General features: G+C 66.8%; 18 protein-coding genes, 1 tRNA gene and 1 pseudogene. 7 read left to right on the top strand and 13 right to left on the bottom strand.

Going from position 1 to position 18,415, the window contains the following annotated elements:
* Positions 1–107: 107 nt before the first annotated feature.
* Positions 108–854, bottom strand: a complete 747-nt coding sequence (locus tag AC5Y30_RS21960; protein WP_499920945.1) for an ANTAR domain-containing protein — start codon at positions 852–854, stop codon at positions 108–110.
* Positions 855–988: 134 nt separating this feature from the next.
* Here AC5Y30_RS21960 and AC5Y30_RS21955 point away from each other — a divergent pair.
* The 6 genes and pseudogenes from AC5Y30_RS21955 (at position 989) to AC5Y30_RS21930 (ending at position 5,749) form a co-directional block, all read left to right on the top strand.
* Positions 989–2,543 (top strand): annotated as a pseudogene (locus AC5Y30_RS21955) (succinic semialdehyde dehydrogenase).
* Positions 2,544–2,641: 98 nt separating this feature from the next.
* Positions 2,642–3,220 (top strand): cyclic nucleotide-binding domain-containing protein, encoded by a 579-nt coding sequence (locus tag AC5Y30_RS21950; RefSeq protein ID WP_499920943.1) that lies wholly within the window; start codon positions 2,642–2,644, stop codon positions 3,218–3,220.
* A gap of 75 nt (positions 3,221–3,295) precedes the next feature.
* Positions 3,296–3,730, top strand: coding sequence for a DUF4383 domain-containing protein (locus AC5Y30_RS21945; protein WP_499920941.1), 435 nt, complete (start codon positions 3,296–3,298; stop codon positions 3,728–3,730).
* 176 nt (positions 3,731–3,906) lie between these two features.
* A complete protein-coding gene (locus tag AC5Y30_RS21940; RefSeq protein WP_499920939.1) occupies positions 3,907–4,050 on the top strand; it encodes a hypothetical protein in 144 nt (47 codons plus the stop codon).
* Between the two features lie 33 nt (positions 4,051–4,083).
* Positions 4,084–4,791 carry a DUF2510 domain-containing protein gene (locus AC5Y30_RS21935; protein ID WP_499920937.1) on the top strand — a complete coding sequence of 236 codons (708 nt, stop codon included), beginning with the start codon at positions 4,084–4,086 and terminating at the stop codon, positions 4,789–4,791.
* 115 nt (positions 4,792–4,906) lie between these two features.
* A complete protein-coding gene (locus AC5Y30_RS21930) occupies positions 4,907–5,749 on the top strand; it encodes a class I SAM-dependent methyltransferase (protein ID WP_499920935.1) in 843 nt (280 codons plus the stop codon).
* A gap of 710 nt (positions 5,750–6,459) precedes the next feature.
* On the opposite strand, the gene AC5Y30_RS21925 is transcribed toward AC5Y30_RS21930, so the two are convergent.
* From AC5Y30_RS21925 to AC5Y30_RS21895, 7 genes are all read right to left on the bottom strand, one after another.
* Positions 6,460–6,533 (bottom strand) — tRNA-Pro (locus AC5Y30_RS21925).
* 102 nt (positions 6,534–6,635) lie between these two features.
* The gene (gene der, locus AC5Y30_RS21920) at positions 6,636–8,036 is read right to left on the bottom strand and encodes a ribosome biogenesis GTPase Der (protein ID WP_499920933.1); all 1,401 of its coding nucleotides are present in this window, start codon (positions 8,034–8,036) and stop codon (positions 6,636–6,638) included.
* Positions 8,033–8,707 (bottom strand): (d)CMP kinase, encoded by a 675-nt coding sequence (cmk, locus tag AC5Y30_RS21915; protein ID WP_499921123.1) that lies wholly within the window; start codon positions 8,705–8,707, stop codon positions 8,033–8,035. Before cmk ends, der begins: the two co-directional genes overlap by 4 nt.
* Before the next feature lie 5 nt (positions 8,708–8,712).
* The gene (locus AC5Y30_RS21910; RefSeq protein ID WP_499920930.1) at positions 8,713–9,456 is read right to left on the bottom strand and encodes a pseudouridine synthase; all 744 of its coding nucleotides are present in this window, start codon (positions 9,454–9,456) and stop codon (positions 8,713–8,715) included.
* Positions 9,456–10,151, bottom strand: a complete 696-nt coding sequence (scpB, locus tag AC5Y30_RS21905) for an SMC-Scp complex subunit ScpB (protein WP_499920928.1) — start codon at positions 10,149–10,151, stop codon at positions 9,456–9,458. The genes AC5Y30_RS21910 and scpB overlap by 1 nt, the downstream gene beginning before the upstream one ends.
* Complete coding sequence (locus AC5Y30_RS21900; protein WP_499920926.1) at positions 10,148–10,975, bottom strand: segregation/condensation protein A; 828 nt, start codon at positions 10,973–10,975, stop codon at positions 10,148–10,150. The genes scpB and AC5Y30_RS21900 overlap by 4 nt, the downstream gene beginning before the upstream one ends.
* Positions 10,972–11,835, bottom strand: coding sequence for a ParA family protein (locus AC5Y30_RS21895; protein WP_008257550.1), 864 nt, complete (start codon positions 11,833–11,835; stop codon positions 10,972–10,974). The genes AC5Y30_RS21900 and AC5Y30_RS21895 overlap by 4 nt, the downstream gene beginning before the upstream one ends.
* 238 nt (positions 11,836–12,073) lie before the next feature.
* On the opposite strand from AC5Y30_RS21895, the gene AC5Y30_RS21890 reads away from it, so the two are divergent.
* Positions 12,074–12,826 (top strand): O-methyltransferase, encoded by a 753-nt coding sequence (locus AC5Y30_RS21890; RefSeq protein WP_499920924.1) that lies wholly within the window; start codon positions 12,074–12,076, stop codon positions 12,824–12,826.
* Here AC5Y30_RS21890 and xerD read toward each other — a convergent pair.
* From xerD to steA, 5 genes are all read right to left on the bottom strand, one after another.
* Positions 12,823–13,758 (bottom strand): site-specific tyrosine recombinase XerD, encoded by a 936-nt coding sequence (gene xerD, locus AC5Y30_RS21885; RefSeq protein ID WP_499921122.1) that lies wholly within the window; start codon positions 13,756–13,758, stop codon positions 12,823–12,825. The two genes, AC5Y30_RS21890 and xerD, sit on opposite strands and share 4 nt — an antisense overlap.
* Positions 13,759–13,763: 5 nt before the next feature.
* Positions 13,764–14,384 carry an NUDIX domain-containing protein gene (locus AC5Y30_RS21880; protein WP_499920922.1) on the bottom strand — a complete coding sequence of 207 codons (621 nt, stop codon included), beginning with the start codon at positions 14,382–14,384 and terminating at the stop codon, positions 13,764–13,766.
* On the bottom strand, positions 14,377–16,128 hold the full coding sequence (gene pyrG / locus AC5Y30_RS21875; RefSeq protein WP_499920920.1) for a CTP synthase: 1,752 nt from the start codon (positions 16,126–16,128) through the stop codon (positions 14,377–14,379). The genes AC5Y30_RS21880 and pyrG overlap by 8 nt, the downstream gene beginning before the upstream one ends.
* 122 nt (positions 16,129–16,250) lie before the next feature.
* Positions 16,251–17,195 carry a copper transporter gene (locus AC5Y30_RS21870; RefSeq protein ID WP_499920918.1) on the bottom strand — a complete coding sequence of 315 codons (945 nt, stop codon included), beginning with the start codon at positions 17,193–17,195 and terminating at the stop codon, positions 16,251–16,253.
* Positions 17,196–17,214: 19 nt separating this feature from the next.
* Positions 17,215–18,396 (bottom strand): putative cytokinetic ring protein SteA, encoded by a 1,182-nt coding sequence (steA, locus tag AC5Y30_RS21865; protein WP_499920916.1) that lies wholly within the window; start codon positions 18,394–18,396, stop codon positions 17,215–17,217.
* Between the last annotated feature and the right edge of the window lie 19 nt (positions 18,397–18,415).

Below are 18,415 nucleotides of genomic sequence, written 5' to 3'. Positions count from 1 at the left end.
AGGGCGATCGGTCGGCTCTTACGCGCCAGATCGACCGGCTAGCCGCTCAAACGACCGTGAGCATTCCCACTGCGTCGCAAGTCATTCGGGATCGGGCGGCCGGCGCCTCAGCCAGAACGTGGCGGGCGCTCGGTTTGAACCAGGGTGCGAGCGATCTCCTCCACCCGAGTGTTGGTCTGCTGCGAGAGCCTGGTCAACAGACCGAACGCTCGATCGGCGTCGATATTGAATCGCTCCATCAGCATGCCCTTGGCCTGACCGATCGTGTCCCGGGTGGCGATGGCGCGCATCAGTTGCGCGTTCTCCGCGGCCAGCGCCTGTTGGCGGCGGAGGTGGAGGCCGGATTCGACGGCGCTGACGGCTTCGAGGGTGTGCAGCAGATCTGCCGGATCCCACGCGACACCGTGATCGACGTCGCGCGCGACCTCGTCCAGAAGTTGTTTGCTTCGTGAGACTTCCTTCACCCTGTGCACGACGCCCACCAGCTCACCGTGATCGAGCAACGGGGAGTTGGTGGGGCTCCACACCTTCGGCAGGAATTCGCCGGGGGCGGTGGGGTCGGGAATGTCATAACGCTGCATCCGCATCGTGTGGGTGCGGCCGGTCTGCATCGCCGTCTCCAGCGACGACGCGAGGTTCGCGGTCCCGTCGGCGTGCGGGTCTTTCGGATTGTCCGGGAAGGCGTCGAACAGGAATTGCCCGGGAAGCTCACCGTGCGCGCGCAGCGTCGCGCGCTCGTAGTCTCGGCTTGCCGCCCGAATCCGCAGATCGCGATCCAAAAGCAAACAGCACCCGCCCGATGACCCCTGGACCATGTCTCGGGCGATCGCTTCGAACCGGTCGTCGTCGCGCATTGCTATGCCACTACCCGTTTGTCGAAAGGCCTAATCCGCAGCTGAGCGCATCGATTGCGTCCTCGGCGAGGAGTGACTCCGCGGAGCCAATAGTCTGGTGCTTTAGACACCCGCGCTTCGCGAGAGGTAATGAGATGCCCGCACCGTCAGCCGAGGTCTTCGACCGCCTGCGTCAGTTGGCCGCGATCAAAGACATCACCGCACGCCAGACCAAGACGATCGACGAGATCTTCACCGGCAAGTCGCTGACCACGATCCCGATCGGCACGGCCGAAGATGTCGAAGCGGCGTTCGCCGAGGCGCGGGCGGCCCAGGTCGCGTGGGCGAATCGCCCGGTCACCGAGCGCGTTGACGTCATCAGCCGCTACCGGGACCTGGTCTTCGAGAATCGCGAATTCCTGATGGATCTCCTGCAGGCCGAGGCCGGCAAGGCCAGATGGGCGGCACAGGAGGAACTCGTCGACCTGATCGCGAACGCAAACTATTACGTGCGGGTGTCGGCGGACCTGCTGAAGCCGCGTACGGTGCAGGCGCTGCTTCCCGGCATCGGCAAGACGACGGTCGGTTACCAGCCCAAGGGCGTGGTAGGGGTGATTTCCCCGTGGAACTACCCCATGACGCTGACGGCGTCCGACTCGGTGCCGGCGCTGCTGGCGGGTAATGCGGTGGTGCTCAAGCCGGACAGCCAAACCCCGTATTGCGCCCTCGCGTGTGCGGAGCTCTTGTATGAAGCCGGACTGCCGCGGGCGCTCTATGCGATCGTCCCGGGGCCGGGCTCGGTGGTCGGCACCGCGATCATCGACAACTGCGACTACCTGATGTTCACCGGTTCGACGGCCACGGGCAGGCAGCTCGCGGAACACGCGGGCCGGCGGCTCATCGGGTTCTCGGCAACTCGGCGGCAAGAACGCGATGATCGTCACGCGCGGGGCCAATCTCGACAAGGCCGCCAAGGCGGCCACCCGCGCGTGCTTCTCCAACGCCGGCCAGCTGTGCATCTCGATCGAGCGTATTTACGTAGAGAAGGACATCGCCGACGATTTCATCGGCAAGTTCGGCGCCCAGGTGCGGAACATGAAGCTGGGCACCACGTATGACTTCTCGGTCGACATGGGCAGCTTGATCTCCGCGGGTCAGCTGGAAACCGTGACCGATCACGTGAACGACGCGAAAGCCAAGGGCGCCACAGTGATTGCGGGCGCGAAGGCACGGCCCGACATCGGGCCGTTGTTCTACGAGCCGACGGTCCTGACCGACGTCACGCCCGAAATGGAGTGCGCGGCCAACGAGACATTCGGTCCGGTCGTCTCGATCTACCCCGTCGCCGACGCGGACGAAGCCGTCGAGAAGGCCAACGACACCGAGTACGGGCTCAACGCCAGTGTGTGGGCCGGTTCCTCCACAGAGGGCCAGCAGATCGCAGCGCGGTTGCGGTCCGGGACGGTGAACGTCAACGAAGGCTACGCATTCGCATGGGGCAGCCTCAGCGCACCGATGGGCGGGATGGGCCAGTCCGGCGTCGGCCGCCGTCATGGTCCCGAAGGCCTGCTGAAGTACACCGAATCCCAGACGATCGCGACCGCACGTGTGTTCAATCTGGATCCGCCCCTTGGCATCCCGGGAACACTCTGGCAAAAGTCGCTCCTGCCGATCGTGCGCACGGTGATGAGGCTTCCCGGTCGAAACTGACGCAGTCGCTCTTCCGCCTTCGCAATACCGCATCGAGTCCTCTCGGCGCGCGTTACGCTCTTCGATGTCAGCGGCACATCGCACATCAGGAGTCCGCTATGAAGGCAGACGCGAAGCGATATGAGGAAGACGCTCGCCGGTTACGGCAGTACGAGACATTCGGCAAGTTTTCGGATGCTGAACTACAGCGTCTCGCCGAAGCGGCTCATCGCACTTCGACGTCGGCCCCGTTGCCGTTGATCCACGAGCAAACTCCATCCGACTCCTGCTACATCCTGCTCAGCGGCGAGGTGGGCGTGTACGTCGGCTCGGACCGCGTCGCCGCGCTGGGGCCGGGCGAGGTGATCGGCGAATCGGCGCTGCACCGTGGGAGATTGCGCTCGGCCACCGTAACGACGATGGGGCCGGCCGAGTTATTGCGCATCGAACGCGACGATCTCGACACCTTGCTCAACCAGATACCGGCGCTCCGCGAAATCATCGACGCCTCGGTCGCTCGACACGTGCCCGTCGACCTGCCGCCCAAGCCCAAACCGCCGTTCTCCAGATTGGGCGCCTCAGTCCGCACCGACTTGATCGAGCGGTTTGAGCAGGCCGCCGAGAGCGCCGGTGTGGACGTCGCGACCGCGCTCGAAGACGCGCTTACCCGCTGGATCGAACGGGACGGCACCGCATAGCCACTTCCCTCATTGCACCGCGCTACTACCGAACGTAGTATTTGGGCCATCTTGCCGCGCACAAGGGGGTGCAATGTGAGGTGGAGTTTCGCCCAGATCGGGCTGGTGATCATCTGTGTTGTCCATGTCGCCCAGGCGGTGGCCGGCTTCATCATCAATCCCAGCTTCGCGACCGGGCCCGACGCGCCTACCGTGCAGCTGCTCGGAATGGACTACAACGGCTGGCACGCCGTCGCGGGTTTAGCCCTGTTCGCGCCGGGCCTGGTGTTCGCGACGCGAAAGTCGTGGTCCGTGTTGTATCTGCTGCTGGCGGCCATAGCCGGTGCGCTGCCGGGCATTTGGGCGTTCTTCTCCCATCAGGTGGCCTTCGTTTTCAACTTTCCCAACAACGTCACCGATGCGATCGTGCATTTGGTGACCGCGGCGATCATGATCGCGGTGGCAGCGGTCCAGATCCGGTTGGACGGCGGGCTTCGAAACTCACTCGCCGATCTCCGGAAAGCGCGGTAGTTCAGAGAATTAACGGGTTCATTCGTGATTCTCGCCGACCGAGGACGTCGTGCCCGCCACCGGCCACCCGTTCCGAGAGCCTAGAGTTGGCAGCGTGGCTTTTCGTGCTCCTGTTTGCTTTTCGGGGTCTTCAGATTGTGCCGCTGCGGGTAGTCCTTTCGTCGAAGGAGGTTGCGATGGGCAAGCATTCGGAGAAGGGCGACGACGAGCCCAAAGGTGGCCGACCCGGTCCGGCGGACCACGGGCGCGAAGGAGGAATGGCGACTCGTGAGAACGCGCCGGAACTCACCGAGCCGGACCACGAGGAACGAGGCGGGTAGCCGCGATGCCTTCGTCACGACGAAAATGGATAGATGCCATCTGAACAGGCGCCGCCCCCGCCCAAATCGGCGCCGGGTTGGTACCCCGACCCCGCGGGGGTAGGCCACGGGCTGCAACGGTACTTCGACGGCACCAGCTGGACCAGCGAATACGCGTTCGACGCCGAAGCGCCGCATACGCTCGCGACCGAATCGCCGAAAAAGGGCGCCTCCGGAAAGGCCGCCGTGGCCCTGGCGGTGCTCTGCACCCTCGTTCTCCTGGTTTTCATCGGCAAAACATGGGTCTTCGATCCGAAGAAGGACAGCCTGTCGAGCCCATCGAGCGGTTCGGCGGCGGAGGGAGCGCCGGCACCGCCCCAGGAGGCGCCGTCGACGCCGGCCGGACCCAAGAAGCCGGAGGGCGTCACCTTTACCGTTGCTCCGGGCCCGAACGGCGGCGTGGTCGACGCCCGATTCGCCATTCGTGACAACTACACGGAGCAGATGATCAAAGACGGTGCCCGGTTGGACACGATCGAGATTCTCAAGTACGCAAAAGCGACCTATCCCGACGCCTCCGCGGTGAACGTGCAGGGCACCTTCCCGATGACCGACCCGTACGGAAACACCTCGACCCAGATCGCGATCGACCTCACCTATTCGCGGGATACGTTGAACAAGATCAACTTTGACGGTGTGACCAAAAAGAGCATCTGGGAGATTCGCGATTCCGGCACTGTTCTTCCCGCCTTTCAGCCGTAGGCCGGTCTGAGCTCTGACGGCGAACGCAACCATCGCTTCACGCCTGGCAGGGTTGACAGTAGGCTGCAATGACGCGAACGGCCCGCGGTCGGCCGTTGTCGAGTTTGGGGCAGGCATGTCTGAGCAGAACTCGCCCGAGCAAGCCCTGCGTCACTGGAGCGCAGTGGCAGCGGCCTGGGAAAAACATCGCGACCGCTTGTTCTCCGACGTGCGATCGGTGTCCGATTGGCTCGTCGACCACATCGATCCGCAGCCGGGCCAAACGGTGTTGGAGCTGGCGGCGGGCCCAGGTGAGACAGGCTTCCTCGCCGCCGCCCGGCTCGGTAGGTCCGGTCTGCTCATCTCGACTGATTTCGCGCCCGAGATGGTGGCCGCTGCCCGTCGCGGCGCGAGCGATCGCGGCCTCGATAACGTCGAATGCCGCGTCATCGACGTGCAGCAGATCGACCTGCCCGACGGCAGCGTTGACGGGGTGCTTTCCCGGTTCGGGATGATGCTCGTGCCCGAGCAGGAGCGGGCCGTCGCGGAGGTCCGGCGGGTGCTCCGGCAGGGCGGCCGGTTCAGCTATGCGACGTGGGGGCCACCCGAGCGCAACCCATGGATCTTCCAGATCGTGGTGGCACTGTTGCAAAGTGGCGTCCCACCGCCCGGGGACGCCTTCGCTCCCGGGGGACTCTTCTCACTGTCCACCCCCGAGCACAATCACGCCCTCGCCTCCGGTGCGGGCTTCTTAGATGTCCTCTCCGAGGAGATCACCGGCGCCATGCGCTTCGACGGCGTGGAAGACTACTGGACGCACGTGACGGAGGTGGCCGGGCCGGTGGCGGAACTCGTCGGCTCGTTGGGAAGTGAACAGATCGCCACGATCCGCTCGACACTCGAGGCGTCGCTCGTTCCTTACGAACGCGATGGCGCGCTCGAGTTGCCTTGGAGCGCCGTCGCGACGCTGGCAGCCTGATTGCTTTGCGTCGGGCTCCGTCTCACACGCTGACTAACTCGGGCATTTAACTCAACAAACGGTTTATTGACTAAACACGCGCGTTATCCCCTGGTGCCTCAAGGACTTAACGACGGCCGGCTTAGCGTGTCGCTGGGCCCGCTGGAAGCGAGTGCCCGAAATTGCGAGGCCTTGGGAGTTGGCCGTCGGCGGCTTTGTAAAGCCGCGCTGAAGTTTTTAGTGGACAATGCCGAAAACATGCTTCCGCTGCGCCGGTGACGGCTATAGCATCCAATTTGACAGGTTTATAACACCAGCGAGAAAGGTACGCCGATGACGAGCACCAAGAGAACGCTGAAAGTAGTGGCAGTAGCCGCGACGCTGGTCGCAATCCTGGGCGGGTCGACGGGTTGCACCCTCACGTGCACCGTTCCGGCGGCCGGGCAAGTGGTTTGCTCCTGACAATCCCCTTTGACTTTCTACCTCTGTAGAAGCGGAAGTTGACCGGCTTCGCGCGATTACGTTCCCGCGCGTTGCCGGGGAATACGAACGCCCTATTCACGGGTCCGTGTCCGCGTCTGCATTGATAGACGTGTGCCGATTTCGGTCCGTTATATGCAATTTCCGGAATCTGACCGGTATTTACTCGCCAGGCATACCGTTTTTGTATTCAACTGGTGACCACGAGCGCGGCCGAAGAGAGAGAGCGCCGCTGGCAGGTATTTCGTGTGTCGGGCTGACAGGATTTGAACCTGCGACCACTTGACCCCCAGTCAAGTGCGCTACCAAACTGCGCCACAGCCCGCGCGCCGATGCGTGCATCGGCAGCAGGTCGAAAGCCTACCGTAACTGGTCGGCCGGCCCGCCAAGCGACCTCCGCTGCACGCGATCACGAGGTCGGAGTCGCTCAGCGCCGCTTGGCTCCCCGCTTTTCGCGCACCCGCACATTGATCCGGATCGGCGATCCCTCGAACCCGTAGGTCTCACGCAGCCGCCGCTCCAAGAAGCGGCGATACCCGGCCTCCAGAAAACCGGTGGTGAACAGAACGAACGTCGGGGGCCGGGCGGTCGCCTGGGTGGCGAACAAGATGCGGGGCTGCTTGCCCCCACGCACCGGGGGCGGCGTGGCGGCCACCACCTCCTTGAGCCACGAGTTCAACGGGCCGGTCGGAATCCGCGCATCCCACGACGCCAACGCGGTCTCCATAGCGGGCACCAGCTTCTGCAACGCGCGCCCGGTCTTGGCGGAGATGTTGACCCGCGGCGCCCACCGCAGCTGCACAAGTTCGCGGTCGATCTCGCGCTCCAACAGCTCGCGGCGGTCTTCATCCACCAGGTCCCACTTGTTGAAAGCAAGTACCAGGGCCCGGCCGGCCTCGATGACCATCGACAGCACCCGCTGATCTTGCTCGGTGAGCGGTTCCGACCCGTCGATCAGCACGATCACCACCTCGGCAGCATCGATGGCCGAGTGCGTGCGCACCGAGGCGTAGAACTCGTGCCCGCTGGCCTGACCGACCTTGCGCCGCAACCCCGCGGTGTCGACGAACCGCCACACCTTGTCGCCCAGCTCGATCAACGAGTCCACCGGGTCCACCGTCGTCCCGGCGACATCGTGCACCACCGAGCGCAGATCGCCGGCCAGCTTGTTCAGCAGGGAGCTCTTGCCCACGTTCGGCTTGCCGACCAGCGCGACACGGCGCGGGCCGCCGGACGTCGGCGCCACTTCGGACACCTCGGGCAGCGCGGCAAGCACCTGGTCAAGCAGGTCCGCCACTCCGCGGCCGTGTATGGCGCTGACGGCGTGCGGCTCGCCGAGCCCCAGCGACCACAGCATGGCCGCGTCCGCCTCGGCCTTGTCGCTGTCAACCTTGTTGGCCGCCAGGAAGACCGGCTTGCCTGACCGCAGCAGGATCCGTGCGGCGGCCTCGTCGGCCGCGGTGGCGCCGACGACGGCGTCGACCACCAGGATCACCGCGTCGGCGGTGCGCATGGCCACCGATGCCTGTTCGGCCACCAGTTGTTGCAAACCCTTGGCGTCGGGTTCCCATCCCCCGGTGTCCTGCACGACGAACCGGCGGCCGGTCCACAGCGCGTCGTAGGACACCCGATCGCGGGTGACGCCCGGGATGTCCTGCACCACCGCTTCTCTGCGGCCCAGGATCCGGTTGACCAGCGTCGACTTGCCGACGTTGGGCCGGCCGACCACCGCCACCACGGGCGCCGGACCGGCCTCCTCCGGTTGGTCCAGGCCGAATTCGACGGATTCCCAGTCGCTTTCGTCGCTCCACGTGCCGTCCTGAGTCACCGCACGACCCCGCTTCGCTGCTTGACCACGTCGCGCAGGTGCGAAATGACCTCGGCCTCGGTCATCTCGCTGGTGTCGACGACCACCGCGTCCTCGGCGGGCCGCAGCGGCGACACCGCCCGGGTGGAATCCAGGTGATCGCGGCGGCGGACGTCGGCCAGCACGGCCTCGTAGTCGTCGGCCAGGCCGGCCGCCACGTTCTGGTCGTTGCGCCGCCGCGCCCGGGTTTCGGCCGACGCGGTCAAGAAGATCTTCACGGGCGCATCGGGCAGGACGACGGTGCCGATGTCGCGGCCCTCGACGACCACACTGCCCGGCCCCTGGGCCATTTCGCGCTGCATGGCGACCAGCCGGGTACGGACGGCGGGCACCGAGGACACCGCCGACACCGAGCCAGTGACCCGGTCGCCGCGGATTTCCGTCGAGACGTCTTCTCCTGACAGGAAATAGCGGTCGCCATCGGGCTGATAGTCCACCGACATCTGCACCCTCTCCGCCGTGCGGGCGACGGCGTCGGCGTCGGCGGGGTCAATGCCGGCCCGCAGCACGGCCAGCGTCACCGTCCGGTACATCCCGCCGGTGTCCAGGTAGCGCGCGCCGAGTGCTTGCGCCAATCCCCTTGACACCGAGGACTTTCCGGTGCCCGCCGGGCCGTCGATGGCGACCACCATTGCGCTCACAGGCCCACCGCCTTGTACAGTTGGCCGACCTCGTGATGGGCCAGCGCCCGGATGGTGCCGGGTCGCTGCTTTCCCAGCGCGACGGGTCCAATGTCGGTGCGCACCAACGACTCCACCGGGAATCCGGCGGCCGCGAGCAGCCGGCGCACGATGCGGTTACGCCCCTCGTGCAGCGTCACCCGCACCAGCGTCTTACCCGGGATGGCGTCCACCACCGCGAACTCGTCGAGTTTGGCCACGCCGTCGTCCAATTCGATGCCGGCACGCAGCTTCTTGCCGAGGCCGCGCGGCACCGCCCCGGTCACCGTCGCCAGATACGTCTTGGGCACCTCGTGGGAGGGGTGCATCAGCCGGTGCGCCAGCTCGCCGTCGTTGGTCAGCAGGATCAGCCCCTCGGTGTCGGCGTCCAACCGTCCGACGTGAAACAAGTTCTTGTTGCCGCGAACCTTGCGCTCGACCAGATCGCCGATGCACGGGCGGCCGCGGTCGTCGGACATCGTCGAGTGCACACCGCGCGGCTTGTTCAGGGCGAGGTACACCTGCGAGTCGTCGAGCACCACGCGGGCGCCGTCGACGCGAATCACCGAGGAGTCGGGGTCGACCCGGGTGCCCAGCTCGGTCACCACCTGCCCGTCGACCTCGACGCGGCCGTCGATGATCATCTTCTCGGCGGCCCGCCGCGACGCAATTCCGGCCTGGGACAACACCTTTTGCAGCCGGATCCCCTGGGCTTCTTCCATCAATCCTGGTCCACGTCGAAGGTCAGCGCCTGGTCGGACGATTGACCGCCGGACAGTTTGATGAAACGTGGCTCGCTGTCCAGGGATTCGGACAGGTCCTCGATCGTGTCGACGTCGGGAAGCAGCGGCGCGATATCCGGTAGGTCGGCCAGCGAGGTCAGCCCCAGGCGCTCGAGGAACAGGTCGGTGGTGGCGAACGTCACCGCGCCGGTGTCGTCGTCGGCCCCGGCCTCGGTGATCAGGCCGCGCGCCAGCAGCGTGCGCATCACGGCGTCGACGTTGACGCCGCGCACCGCGCTCACCCGCGCGCGGGTCACGGGCTGGCGGTAGGCGACGACGGCCAGTGTCTCCAGCGCGGCCCGGGTGAGCTTGGACCGCGCCCCGTCCAGCAGCAGCTTCTCGACATAGGGCGCGAACCGGGCGCGGGTGTACATCCGCCAGCCCTCGCTGTTTTTCCGTAGGTCGATGCCGCTGTCGCGTTCGGTGAGTTGCTCGGCCATCTCCTGCAATGTGGTGGCGATCCGGTAGACCGGCTGCTGGGTCGCCGACGCCAGCGCCTCCGCGGTGACCGGCGTGTCCACCACCAGCAGCAGCGCCTCGAGCACCGAGCCGAGTTCCTCGGATTCCATGGGCGCGACCTCGGCGATGTCCGGGATGCCTGAATCCAGGTCGATCTCGGGCAGTTCTTCAGTCATTCGTCTCGCACTTCTACCAAGGCTTCACTGGCCGGACGCTCCCCGGTCCACGAGATTTGGAGCACGCCAAGCGGCTCTGACTGGTCGAATGCTACCGCCCGGGACCGATACAGTTCGAGCAGCGCCAGGAAGCGCCCGACCACCTCCATCGACGCCTCGCAGTCGGCGACCAGCTCGGAGAACGTGGCCCACGCGCCGCTGCCCCGCGCTTCCAGGATCGCCAGCAACTTTTTGGCCTGTTCGGGAACCGAGACCTGGACCTGGTGCAGGTGCTCGACCGACACGGTCGGAACGGGCCGCGGGCTGAACGCGATCGCGGCGATCTGAGCGAAGCATTCGGCGTCCACGCCGATCATCACCTCGGGCAGCAGTTCGGTGAACCGGTCTTCCAGCGACACCGAGCGCGGGTAACTGCGCAGCGCCGTGGCCTCGAGTTCGGCGAACATCTCCGCAACGTGCTTGAACGCGCGATATTGCAGCAGCCGGGCGAACAGCAGGTCGCGCACCTCCAGCAGCGCGAGGTCCTCGTCGTCGTCGACCCGTCCGGCGGGCAGCAACCGGGCCGCCTTCAGGTCCAGGAGGGTCGCGGCGACCACCAGAAACGCCGTGGTCTCCTCCAGCTCGAGCTGCGGACCGATTTCGCGGGTGTAGGCGATGAAGTCGTCGGTGACCTGGTGCAGCGCCACCTCGGTCACGTCGAGGCGATGGGCGAAGATCAGCTGCAGCAGCAGGTCGAACGGGCCCTCGAAATTCGTCAGGCGGACGTGGAAGCCAGCTCCGTAGCCGTTCTGCTGTGGCGCCGCACCGGTTTCGGTCGCGTTCACGCGCCGAATCGGTCGATGAACTCGCGGGCCAGCGCGCGGTAGGCGATGGCCCCCGTGGATCGCGGGGCCCACGTGGTGATGGGTTCGCCGGCGACGCTGGTCTCCGGGAATCGCACGGTCCGGGTGATCACCGTGTCGAACACCAGGTCGCCGAACCGCTCCACCACCCGGGCCATCACCTCGCGCGAGTTGACCGTGCGGGGGTCGTACCGGGTGAGCAGGATCCCGCTGATCTCGAGTTTCGGGTTGAGCCGGTCGCGCACCTTGTCGACGGTGTCGGTCAGCAGCGCCAGCCCGCGCAGCGAGAAATACTCGCACTCGGTCGGAATCACCACGCCGTCGGAGCAGGCCAGGCCGTTGACCGTGAGCAGCCCCAGCGACGGCTGGCAGTCGATCAACACGTAGTCGTAGCGATCCAGCACCGGGTGCAGCGCGCGGCCCAGCGTCTGCTCGCGTCCCACCTCGTTGACCAGCTGGATCTCGGCGGCCGACAGGTCGATGTTGCTGGGCACCAGATCCATGTGCTTGACCCGGGTCTGCAGCAACACGTCGTCGATCGACACCCGCGGCTCGACCAGGACGTTGTGGATGGTCTTCTCCAGCTCGTAATGCGGGACGCCCAGGCCGGCGGACAGCGCGCCCTGCGGATCCATGTCCACCAGCAGCACCCGGCGGCCGTATTCGGCGAGCGCGGCACCCAGATTGATCGTGGACGTGGTCTTCCCGACGCCACCCTTCTGGTTGCACATGGCGACGACTTTGGCCGGGCCGTGCGAGGTGCGCGGCTGTGGTTCCGGGATCGCCCGCGGCGGCCGCCCGGTCAGGCCGAGCTCGACGCCGTTGTCCGGCTGCTCGGTCATGGCGGGGGTGTTCGGGAGGTGAACATCGTCGGAAAGTCTAACGGGTTCGTCGCGCGAAACCCGGCGACCCGCAGGCAATTAACCAGCCGATATGGGCAAAAATCGGTGGTGGAACGCACATCCCGACAGCCTGTTAACTTCAGTCACAGCAGCACCAATTTCCGGGGGCGACGCGACTCCGGAACGTGCTAGCACGGGCCTTCAGGGCGATACCAGCCCTCGGCCTATCGTGACGTCTATGAACCTCAAACGACGGATACCTCTGCTGCGTTGGTCGGTCTGGCGCATGGCCGCCGGCGCCCAGAACATCACCACCACCGGGCAGATCGGTGACGGGCGCGAGGCGGCCGCGGTCGAGTACGTCCTGCGGAACGCCCGCGCCGGCGACATCGGCGACGTGCTGGCCACCATCGACAAGTTCGCCTATGAGAAATCGCTGCTGATCAACGTCGGCGACGAGAAAGGGCTGCTGCTCGACGCCGCCGTGCGGCGCGCCGATCCGTCGCTCGCGCTAGAACTGGGCACCTACTGCGGCTACGGCGCCTTGCGCATCGCTAGGGCCGCCCCCAATGCCAAGGTGTTCTCGGTCGAACTGGCCGAGGCCAACGCGGGTAACGCCCGCCAGATCTGGGCGCACGCCGGCGTCGCCGACCGGGTGACGTGTGTGGTCGGCACCATCGGCGACGGGGGGCGCACCCTGGATGCGCTGGCCAACGAGCATGGGTTTGCCTCCGGCACATTGGATTTCGTGTTCCTCGATCACGACAAGGACGCCTACCTGGACGACCTGACCAGCATCCTGGATCGGGAGTGGTTGCATCCGGGCTCGATCGTGGTGGCCGACAACGTCCGGGTGCCGGGCGCGCCGAAGTACCGCGAGTACATGCGGCGGCAGCAGGGCAAGCAGTGGAACACCGTCGAGCACAAGGCGCACGTCGAGTACCAGACACTGGTGTCCGACCTGGTGCTGGAGTCCGAATACCTGGGCTAATGCGCCCGGGGGTGGGCCTCGGCCCACACTTCGCGCAGCGCGTGCACGGTGACCATGGTGTAGATCTGCGTCGTCGTCACCGAGGCGTGCCCGAGCAATTCCTGCACCACCCGCACGTCGGCGCCGCCCTCCAGCAGGTGGGTGGCGAAGGAGTGCCGCAGCATGTGCGGCGACACCCCGGAGGTGATGCCGGCACGCTCGGCCGCGTCCTGCAGAACCTGCCAGGCGCTTTGCCGTGACAACCGCCCCCCACGCACATTGAGGAAGATGCCCGGCGTTCCGCGCCCGCGGCGCGCCAGCTCCGGACGGCCCCGCACCAGATAGGCGTCCAGGGCGGCGACGGCAGGACGCCCGATCGGCACCAGCCGCTGCTTACCGCCCTTGCCGCGCAACAACACCGACCGGGCATGCGTGTCGACGTCGTCGACGTCGAGGCCGACGGCCTCGGAGATCCGTGCGCCCGTGGAGTACAGAAGTTCCAGCAGCGCCCGGTTACGCAGGGTCAGCGGACCGTCGGCCGGGCTGTCGCCGCCCGCGGCCTCCAGTAGCGCCAGCACCTGGTCGATGGTCAGGCTTTTGGGCAGCCGCCGCCCCGGCGTCGGTGGCCGGACGGCACGCGCCACGTCGAGTTCGGCCAGCCCTTCGGCGGCGGCGAACCGGTGCAGGCCGCGCACCGCGATCAGCGCCCGCGCCGCCGACACCGCCGACAGCGCGGCGGCCCCGGTGTCGGGATCGCCGCGGCGCAGCGCAACCAGGAACTCGCTGACGTCGTTCTCACCCACCTTGGCCAGGTCGTGAATTCCACGGTCCGACAGGTGTTTTGTGTACCGACGCAGATCGCGGCTGTACGAGCTGAGGGTGTTCGCGGCGACGCCGCGCTCGATCGTCAGATGGTCGAGGTAGCCCTGCAACTGCGTGTCCAGCGCCGCCATCGTCATTACTTGGCCTTGCGCGCGACGAACGCCGTCGGCTTGTCCAGCCACGGACTGTCCACCGGACGCGGCTGCGCGAAGCCGGTGGTCACGGCGTGGGCGGCCAGAATCCCCGCCACCGCAATGGCATTGACGATGTCACCGCTGAGCACCTTGCGGGCGGCGTCGGCCAGCGGGTACCACTCCAATGTCATGTCGGCTTCTTCGTCGTGCGCGTCGGGCCGTTCGACCTGAGTCAGGCCGGTGGCCAGATAGACGCGCACCGACTCGTCGCTGAAACCCGGTGTGGAATCGAGGTCGACGAGCACCGTCCAGGCCGCGGCCTCGAGCCCCGCCTCCTCCATCAGCTCGCGCGCCGCGGTGAGATGGGCTGCCTCGCCATCGACATCGAGCAGTCCGGCGGGCAACTCCCACAGTCGCCGGCCGAAGGCGTGCCGGTACTGGTAGACCATCGGGATGTTGCCGTCGTCGTCCATCGCGACCACGGCGACCGCGCCGAAATGCTCGACGATCTCGCGGGTCACGACCTTGCCGCCCGGCATCCGCACCCGGTCGCTGCGCAGCGCGAAAATCTTTCCGGTGTACAGCGTTTCGGACGACGCCGTCTCGAAGACGTGGTCAGCCACGGGTCGCGGGCTCAGGTATCGGCCGCGCCGCGCTGTCCCGGTGCTGGATGCCGTTCGATGACTGCTCCGGGATTTCCACCGGCAGCAGCTCGCCCGCCTTGTAGTCGATGGCCGCGCCGACGAAGGCGACGAACAGCGGGTGCGGCCGGGTGGGGCGGCTCTTGAGCTCCGGGTGGGCCTGGGTGCCGACGATGAACGGGTGCACGTCCGGCGGGTACTCGACGAACTCCACCAGATGACCGTCCGGAGAGGTGCCGGAGAACTTCAGGCCGCTTTCGGCGATCTTGTCGCGGTAGGCGTTGTTGACCTCGTAGCGGTGGCGGTGCCGCTCGGACACCTCGGTTGCGCCGTATGCCTGGGCCACAATCGATTCCGGTTCCAGCACCGCGGGGTAGGCGCCCAGCCGCATGGTGCCGCCCAGGTCGGCTTCGCCGGCGACGATGTCGACCTGGTCGGCCATCGTGGAGATGACGGGATCGGGCGTCTCGGGGTCGAACTCCGCCGAATTGGCCTGGGCCAGACCGGCGGAGCGGGCGGCCTCGATCACGATGCATTGCAGACCCAGGCACAGGCCGAGCACCGGCAGCCCTCGCCCGCGGGCGTGGTGGATGGCGCCTATCTTGCCCTCGATGCCGCGGATGCCGAACCCGCCGGGGATCAGCACGCCGTGCACGTCGCCCAGGGCCGACGCCGCGCCGGCCGGGCTCTCGCAGTCGTCGGACGCCACCCAGACCAGCTCCACCTTGGCGTGGTGCTTGAACCCCCCGGCACGCAGCGCCTCGGTGACCGACAGATAAGCGTCGGAGAGCTCAACGTACTTGCCCACCAAGGCGATTCGCACGACCTCGTGCGGCTCGTGCACGCGGCGCAGCAGGTCGTCCCATTCGGTCCAGTCCACGTCGCGGAACGGCAGGTTGAGCCGGCGCACCACGTAGGCGTCGAGTTCCTCGCGGTGCAGCACCTTGGGGATGTCATAGATCGACGGCGCGTCCGGGGTGGAGATGACGCCGTCGATGTCGACGTCACACATCAGCGCGATCTTGTTCTTCAGCGCTTCGGGAACGTCACGGTCGCAGCGCAGGATCAGCGCGTCCGGGGTGATACCGATGCTGCGCAGCGCCGCAACCGAGTGCTGGGTGGGTTTGGTCTTGAGTTCACCCGACGGCGCCAGGTAGGGCACCAGCGAGACGTGCAGGAAGAAGACGTTCTCGCGGCCGAGGTCGTGACGCACCTGGCGCGCCGCCTCCAAGAAGGGCTGCGACTCGATGTCGCCGACGGTGCCGCCGATCTCGGTGATGACCACGTCGGGACGGTTGCCCTCGGCGTCGGGCTGGGCCATCGACATGATGCGCCCTTTGATCTCGTCGGTGATGTGCGGGATCACCTGGACCGTGTCACCGAGATACTCGCCGCGCCGCTCCTTAGCGATGACCGTCGAATAGACCTGTCCCGTAGTCACATTCGCCGAGCCGGACAGGTCGCGATCCAGAAATCGTTCGTAATGGCCGACGTCCAGGTCGGTTTCGGCGCCGTCCTCGGTGACGAACACCTCGCCGTGCTGAAACGGGTTCATGGTGCCCGGATCGACGTTGAGGTACGGGTCGAGTTTCTGCATCGTCACGTACAACCCGCGGGCCGTCAGTAGCTGGCCGAGGCTGCTGGCGGTCAAACCCTTGCCCAACGAGGAAGCGACTCCCCCGCTGACGAAGAGGTGCTTGGTGGCGGATTGCGGGTGCTTTCGCACAGGCGACCTCCGTGAAGACGGGCAGGGCGTCAAAATTGTTCTAGCGAATAACTAGATGGGCCTGCCGACCCACGGAAACCCACCCTAACATCCACCGCGCTGTGCCGCGGCTAACACGCCCGCTACTGAGGCACCGTGATCGACGCCGCCCCGTGCCCGGTGCCGTACTGCCCGGGATGGCCGCCATTGAGCAGGTCGTGCAGCCCCAGGACCGCGGTGATGCGCCCCGGCGCGGCGTCGACGTCGTCGACCGTGGTGATCGCCGAGTTCATCGCGGCGTCGGCGCGGGTCACCGCGACGGCGGCGCCCCCGGTCGCCGAACCATCGCGCCCGGCGAGCAGGGTGCCCGAGCCGTGCGGGGCCAACGCGGCCGAGAACCGGGCCACGCTGACGCCCTTGTTGCCGGCGTCGCCGGGCAACGAGCCGCCCGTGACGATCAGGGCGGCGTTGGCCGCGCCCATGTGATCGGTTGGCTGATAGGTGATGAAGCCCGTGTCACGCAGCGCCGCCAGCACGGTGTTGCGCTGGATCTCATCGACCGCCGGCGCCGCCGGGTTCGCGTTGGCCAGCAGGGCGATGCCCATCAGGTCGCCCGCCTGCGAACCCTGGTCGACGAGCTTGGTGCTCAGCTGCTGGCCCGCGGGCAGCACCGAGGAGTTGACCACCGTCTGCAGCTTCTCCGCCGAGTTCGCCTCCACGAACTCCTGCGTCAGCGACACCGTCCCGGTCACCGTCCCGCCGGCCTGGCCGATGAACTTCGACACCGCGGCCACGTCGTCGTCGGCGGCATCCGGGGTGCGGAACACCACCACCGACTTGCCGCCCAGCGCGTCGTGCACTATCCGGCCGGCCAGTTGGGTGTCGAAATTGTTTGCCGCGCTGAGCTTTTCGTTCAGCACATTCTTCTGGTCGTTCAGTCCGCTGATCTGGGTGGTCAGGTCGCGCTTCTCGTCGCGGAGGCTGGACAACAAGGTGTCCGACAAGAAGCCGGAGCCCAGCACGACTCCCACGGCCAGCGCCAGGAAGACGGCGGCCAGCGACAAGGCATGTTGGCGTAACGAGATCATGAGCGCATCCTCGAGATGACTAGCTGACCAGGTGCTGGATCCAGAGCGAGAAGTGGTTCCAGTAGTCGGTGACCCAATGCAGCACCACGCCGTCGGTGCGTGACACCCACAGCGCGACGATCACGGCGATCAGCATGGTCAGCGCCAGCAGCGCGATGGCGCCCGCCGAGATGTGGTTGCGGTACAGGGTGGCAACGGCTTTGGCGTCCACCACCTTCTCGCCCACCCGCAGCCGGGTCAGGAAGGTGGAGGGGTTGCTGTGCGCGCGGGTGCGGTCGAAGAAGGTCTCGATGTTTGCGGTGTGGCCGGCCGTCACCAACAGCGCGGCCCCGTGGTGATCGGCCAGCAGCAGGGCGAGGTCGATCGCCGAGCCCGCGGCGGGGAACGTCATCGCCCCGACGCCGAGATCCTGGATCCGCTCCAGGCCGGGCGCGTGGCCGTCGGCGTCGGCGGGCAATACGACCTGGGCGCCGCACTTGAGCGCGTCGGTGCTGATCTGGTCGGGGTCACCGACGATGACCTGGGGCCGGTAGCCCGCCTTGCGCAAGACGTCGGCGCCGGTGCCCACCCCGATCAGGGCCGGCTGATACTCCTTGATGAACGGCTTGAGCGACTTCAGGTCCTCCTCGGCGCTGGGCTCGTCGGCGACGATCACCACGTGCCGGCGGCGCAGGTCCACGTCGACGTCGGGGATGCCGATGCCGTCGATCAGCAGCGGGCTCTCGCTCTTGATGAACTCGATCGTGTTGCCGGCGAAGGCCTCCAGGTGAGCGGACAGGCCGCTCTTGGCCTCGCGCATCAGGTCGGCGATGTCGTGGTCCGTGCGCTCGGTCCCGCGGACCAGCCTGCGGTCGCCGACGTACACCCCGCCCTCGTGCAGCCGGATCTTGGCGCCGTCCTTGACCTTCCTGAAGATGTCGGGTCCGGCCTCGTCGATCAGCGTCACCCCGTTGTTGACCAGCACCTCGGGACCCATGTTCGGGTAGCGGCCCGACACCGACGGGGACGCGTTGACGACCGCGGCGATATCGGCCTCCACCAGCGCGTCCGCCGTGATGCGGTCCAGATCCAGGACGTCGAGCACCACGATGTCGCCGGGGCAGACCCTACGCAGCAGTCGATCGATGTTCCGGTCCACACGGGCGGTGCCGACGAGACCCGGCCGGTCGGTGTTACGGGAAAGCAGGCCTGACATCTTCATGGGGGCGATTCTGTCCGCG

The organism is Mycobacterium sp. NGS27 (assembly GCF_059813005.1).
The sequence above is the reverse complement of the archived record's forward strand: the minus strand, read 5'-3'. Positions and strand labels throughout refer to the sequence as shown.